The organism is Aeromonas sp. ASNIH8, assembly GCF_002919855.1.
GTDB classification, from domain to species: Bacteria; Pseudomonadota; Gammaproteobacteria; order Enterobacterales; family Aeromonadaceae; genus Aeromonas; species Aeromonas caviae.
The window spans coordinates 1-4879 of sequence record NZ_PQLN01000169.1 but is presented as its reverse complement, the minus strand read 5'-3'; the positions used below and the strand labels follow the sequence as shown (position 1 = coordinate 4879).

At 52.0% G+C, this 4879-nt stretch carries 9 protein-coding genes and 1 pseudogene; 1 reads left to right on the top strand and 9 read right to left on the bottom strand.

Translation table 11 applies throughout. From position 1 onward, the window contains the following. Window positions 1-127 precede the first annotated feature (127 nt). From C3418_RS22805 to C3418_RS24230, 5 genes and pseudogenes are all read right to left on the bottom strand, one after another. Window positions 128-667: pseudogene (locus C3418_RS22805) on the bottom strand (DUF6444 domain-containing protein); the annotation flags it as partial. 26 nt (window positions 668-693) lie between these two features. After that, a complete protein-coding gene (locus C3418_RS22800; RefSeq protein WP_181023146.1) occupies window positions 694-1152 on the bottom strand; it encodes a hypothetical protein in 459 nt (152 codons plus the stop codon). Between the two features lie 13 nt (window positions 1153-1165). Continuing rightward, window positions 1166-1504 (bottom strand): hypothetical protein, encoded by a 339-nt coding sequence (locus C3418_RS22795; protein ID WP_103859341.1) that lies wholly within the window; start codon window positions 1502-1504, stop codon window positions 1166-1168. 12 nt (window positions 1505-1516) lie between these two features. Next, window positions 1517-1711, bottom strand: coding sequence for a hypothetical protein (locus C3418_RS22790; RefSeq protein ID WP_103859340.1), 195 nt, complete (start codon window positions 1709-1711; stop codon window positions 1517-1519). 16 nt (window positions 1712-1727) lie between these two features. Continuing rightward, window positions 1728-2021, bottom strand: a complete 294-nt coding sequence (locus C3418_RS24230; RefSeq protein ID WP_146054150.1) for a hypothetical protein — start codon at window positions 2019-2021, stop codon at window positions 1728-1730. On the opposite strand from C3418_RS24230, the gene C3418_RS22785 reads away from it, so the two are divergent. Continuing rightward, window positions 1998-2501 (top strand): hypothetical protein, encoded by a 504-nt coding sequence (locus C3418_RS22785; protein WP_146054149.1) that lies wholly within the window; start codon window positions 1998-2000, stop codon window positions 2499-2501. The genes C3418_RS24230 and C3418_RS22785 overlap by 24 nt on opposite strands. On the opposite strand, the gene C3418_RS24465 is transcribed toward C3418_RS22785, so the two are convergent. From C3418_RS24465 to C3418_RS24225, 4 genes are all read right to left on the bottom strand, one after another. Continuing rightward, window positions 2502-2660 carry a hypothetical protein gene (locus tag C3418_RS24465; RefSeq protein WP_181023145.1) on the bottom strand — a complete coding sequence of 53 codons (159 nt, stop codon included), beginning with the start codon at window positions 2658-2660 and terminating at the stop codon, window positions 2502-2504. It lies immediately after the preceding gene. A 225-nt stretch (window positions 2661-2885) separates the two neighbouring features. Beyond that, window positions 2886-3074 (bottom strand): hypothetical protein, encoded by a 189-nt coding sequence (locus tag C3418_RS22775; protein WP_103859337.1) that lies wholly within the window; start codon window positions 3072-3074, stop codon window positions 2886-2888. Window positions 3075-3095: 21 nt separating this feature from the next. After that, the gene (locus C3418_RS22770) at window positions 3096-3458 is read right to left on the bottom strand and encodes a hypothetical protein (RefSeq protein WP_103859336.1); all 363 of its coding nucleotides are present in this window, start codon (window positions 3456-3458) and stop codon (window positions 3096-3098) included. A gap of 663 nt (window positions 3459-4121) precedes the next feature. Next, entirely contained in the window at window positions 4122-4649 is a 528-nt protein-coding gene (locus C3418_RS24225; RefSeq protein WP_146054148.1) for a hypothetical protein, read from the bottom strand. Window positions 4650-4879: the final 230 nt, after the last annotated feature.

The following is a 4879-nucleotide window of genomic DNA, read 5'->3' as shown; positions in this document are numbered from 1 at the left end:
GAACTGGCTGTGGGTTTATAACCATGAGCGGCCCAATATGGCGCTGGGTGGCTACACGCCGAAACAGCGTCTGGCACAGGCCGCATGACCTCTACTTTTGAATGCCCCTAAAAATGGGGGGATTACCTATCTGGCTGACGCTCTGGTGAAACTGGCCGCTTTGCAGCGCGATGTAGCTGAGCAGATTGGCCCCCATCTGGCTGCTGCTGACGTTGTCTGGCAGTGCGGCCTGGGTCGTGCCGATACACCGTGAGCAGGTCGCACGATACAGTTGGTGTTCGGTGACGAGATAGCTCACCTCGGGCAGCTCGAACACCTGATGAACCTGATAGGGTTTGGCATGGGCCACCATGTCCCCGCCACAGCAAGCGCAATCGGCGGCAGGGTAATGCGGGACCAGGGTCAGGCGGGCATCAAGCGGATGCCGCTCGCGGCGATGTCCCTTGTGACCGGGCTGCGCCCCCCGTTGCTTGCCGGACGCCGGACGCTTGCGGGCCGGCGGCGGTGCACCGGGGCCGTCGCTGGAAGGCGGCTTGGAGGAGTTGCCGCTGTGCTGATTGAGGCGGTCCTCCAGCTCGGCGATGCGGTCGAGGAGCTTATAAATCAGCTCGTTGGCCTGCTCCAGAGTGGTGGGCATTCCCGCGGAATGCATGGTGTTTTTGCTCATGGGGGGAGCGTATCTAAGGAGCAGGATCAAGCAAGCAGGAAAGTGGGATCAAGAGACGATCGTCTCATTTTTCCTGTGTCAATACTGTTCCGGTGAATACTTACCTCATAGCGGTGGTCAGTGTTCTGTTCTGTCGGATCAAAGTTACACCTGCAAATCACAAACACTTCGCAGCAGTCCTCTACCACTTGAATTGAGCAGCCGATAAATTCAGTGTTGTTGCTACACCTCGGGCAGGCCGTCACAGTACCGTTTGGTTTCAAAGTAAACTGTCTTGTGAGCATCAATACTTTATGGGCATGGCCAGCATCATCAACGGCGAACCTCCCACCTTTCGGTATTCTGACGTCACCGCCGTGCTGGTGAATGATCAGAACACCATCTTTATGGTGAAAATTATGGTCTGGCAGAAGGTCCGCCACATCCACAGCATTATCCCCCAGCCACCGCATTTTCATGATCACAGCCATGCCAAGCTTTGCCATGACTACTCCTCTATCAGTTCGCCACCATAACCGTGCTGCCATCGCCCCGTAACAGTTGCCGCTGCTCCCCTACTCGTTTGACCGTCCAGGCTTCGCGGAACGACTGCCCTAGATAGACGACCAATACCTCGACCACGCTAGTGTCAGGGGTAACTACGATACAGTCATGCCGACTCTTATGGGACCGGCACAGGCTGGTGCCTGCGATAGCCACCGGCTGCCCGTTAATCTGCACCTGGTAACCGCCGACGATCTCGATAGTCTTGGGCTGCTGGGCAGCAGCCAGGTCATCAAAGGCATCGCAGCCGGATAAAAAGCCGCTTGCACCCAACACCCAGATCAGCCTCATCATGCGGCTTTCTCCTTAACTCCAGCGACGAAACAGTTTGCGCCAGTTGATGGTTATCGAGTCGTCCAAACCCCATAGAAACACTATCAAGATCACCCACCAGGACAGGTGGCCCGCCAGAACTAAAAAACAAACCGACAAGGTAGCCAGAGCAGGCCCGACCTTGAGTTGATTCGATACAGTGATGAGCTTGTTCTCGTTCTCGTCCATCGTGTACTCCTCTGACTTAGCAATGTTGCTCATCTACCTCAAACAACTTACGAAAATTGTCGTCTTGAACCAGTTGCAGCTTGTGGAGCTTGATTGTGCTGCTATGGCAACGAACACCAGTCTCGACAAATATGTGGTCAATAAACCCGTTGAGGAGGCAATCGAAATCCTCACCTGAAATGATCAGACCGTCACGGCTAACTGTGCCGCGATAAGAGCAAAAAATTCCCGGCTTATCAGGATGCTGGGCGTATGCCTCGACATAATATTCAACGGGGTTGGCTTGTTGTTTGGCTATGAGCAGATCCATCAATACTCCTCTAACTCAGACGGCTGTCGCCTGCTCTCTCCAGTAAGTAGCGCCCTTGCAATCGCAATCGCCAGTCACTACCGAATCACAGTAATCGCAAATGTGTTGCTCAGGGGCCAGCGCAGCGCGGCGCTTCCATTGGTTGAACTTCGAGTAGCCTTGGTGGTAACCCTCTTCTCCGATGTAACGGGCATGGTGTTTGCTGCGCAGGCAGTGCTTGCATATGTAAAAATCAGCCTCACTACCTCCCTCCCCGTAATGAGTGATCGAGGCATAACACGGATCATCTTTTCTGGCGTGATTGCAAAAATCGCAATCGCCGGTGAACTCGCACAAATCCAGGTGACTGGCAAAGTGGCAAGGCTTTTGTTCAAGGGCGATGCGGCCACGGCCTGGGATAAATCCATACTTCAAGAAGTCACCATTCATGCGCTGTTTGCGCTGTTTGCTGTACCAACGAGCCATGCCGTTTTTCCCTGATCAGTTGTCGTCATAACCATGCAGTTGGGACATAACCTCCTCCTGCATGGCCGCCAGCACCGCTTCACGCTCGGCATCTGGCAGACTCAAAAACTCGGCAGCCTGGGCGACCAACACTTCCGCCCCGTTCTCCGCAGCTTGAGAAAGCTCTTTGCTCATGGTCTTTTTTCCCTTCGCTTACCTAAGACCACAACAGGGCCCCAAAAAACCTGCGTGAGTCTGGAACTGGTGAACTTTTCAACGCTATCCACGACTGAGTACATGCAGCTCTCACAGCGAATATCATCCTCTGTGCTATCATCGTTTTGCCAAACTACATCTGCTTCACTTGGCATTGTTTTAAGTAGCTCTCTCAGATCCCTTACTTTCATGGCCGTTTTTCCCTCAACTTTGCAGCGGTTGCTGCTTGGGCTCTACTGTCACCACACCGAGATCGCACACGAACTCTATAGCCTGGCCGTGGTCAGCAGCGACCCAGCACATCACACGAGCCATACAGTTCAACGCCTCGCTTGTCCCAAGGCTGGCGACTGCGGCCCCGATTTGCTCGGCAAACTCTCGATTGTCAGCCATGCTGTTTTTTCCTTAATTAACTCAGTCTGCCTTCATGCGCTCTTGCACGATAGCCAGTTCATAACCGCTAATTTTCCCTGCCCCTCTCCGGTTGTCTGGGCGGGGGGGCGTTATCTCCTGACCGCGCAATACACCGCTCAGAAGCCATTCATTCAGCTCGCCTACGTGGATGCCCAACACCTGGGCGGCCAGCTCTCGACTGTAACTCTGCTTGAGCAGGGCGCTATCCTTCAACTCGTCGTATGTACCAGCCTGCATAGCCAGCAGGACGCGGTGGGCAAGTAACTCGGCAGCATCACCGAAGCGCTGTTCGGTGAAGGTTACGCGCTGGCCCATGTGGGTTGCTACCCAATGCCCTTTTGCATTTCTGGCTAACCCGTTCATTGTTTTCCCTCTAACGTACTGAACAATCCACAACCATCCGGAAATTCCGGATAGTTACGAACTACCCTCTATCTAATCGGTTGACGATGTGCGCTCGAAGGCGGCACCAATATCGACATCCATCACCTTCCCCAACTCTGGCGAAAGCATTTCGATAACCAGCCCAGTAACGCCTTGAGCCTTGAGCCTTGTGCCTTGTGCCGAAGTAGTGGAGCGACACCAACTCATGAAGGGCGGCCCGCAAGGTTGCAATCAGTCGGCAGGATGGTCGCCTGGGGCACATACTTGATGCCATCGATCATCACTTCGTGAAGCACATGATTACCCTTTATCTACTGGCACTTATCGAGCTGCTTACGATCTGGCAATCCAGCGGTAGCATCGAGATCCCTCAGCTTTCCACTGTTCATTTGCCGTTCAGTCACGCCCCATCGGATTCCGACCTCGGCCAGTGTCCAGCCTTTGCTACGGATAATCCGATGAGAGACCCCATTCGAGCCAGTGGTCATATATGTCTAGTATGACCTCAGCCCGCTTACCCGTCAAATATGTCTAGTTACTTTTATCACAATCTCTGTTTCATGCCTATATCTGGGGAAAACAGAGGAAGTAAGCCATAAAAATGCCTGTATAAGGGCCAACGGAAGCTACGGCATGGTTTCACTATAAATGATCGGTTACCTGCCCACAGTGGGGGCATACATAATCAGGTTTTTTCACAATAAAAACTCTTTCCAAAGATGCCTTAATTATACGATTAAGTGGCAACCTTATCGTTGCGAGTGCCATTGCAAAGCAAGAACCGATTCCTACTGCCGGATTTTCTACAGCCCGAATATACTCATGTCCTATTGCATCAGTTACCTCCTGAACACCTTTAAGCTGAACAATGAAATTCAAGTACCAATTACGGCATTCACAGGCTAACCATGGAGATACCGCAAAAATAATTGAAGTCGCTAGGATAGCAACCATATCTGCTCGAAATGAACCTCTTTTCAACTCATACATGGCACTAATAAAAAGCGATATACACAGAATAAATTTCATTGGGAGCGGATTAGACAAGCCATTGAGATACCTTTCCAGTCCACACCAGTAAACAAAGAGAGCAAACAATAATGATGGCACCAAGAAAGTGTCACGAACAATTTGAGATCTGATCCCATCAGCTCCATTAAAAGTATTCACAACTATCCCCTTACATGTTGTGGTTGCCAAAGGTCAACCACATCCAGCACCCTCGACCAACAGTATTGCTTGTATAACATCGACCCCAATTAACTTGGTTTTACGCGAATTCAACTTCGAAGTGCGACACTCGCCTATGCCGCCTGACGGTACTCTTCGAATACCTTGACAGGCTGCCTGAATCCGAGACATTTCCGAGGTCGTAGGTTGAGCCACTGCTCCGCTCTCCT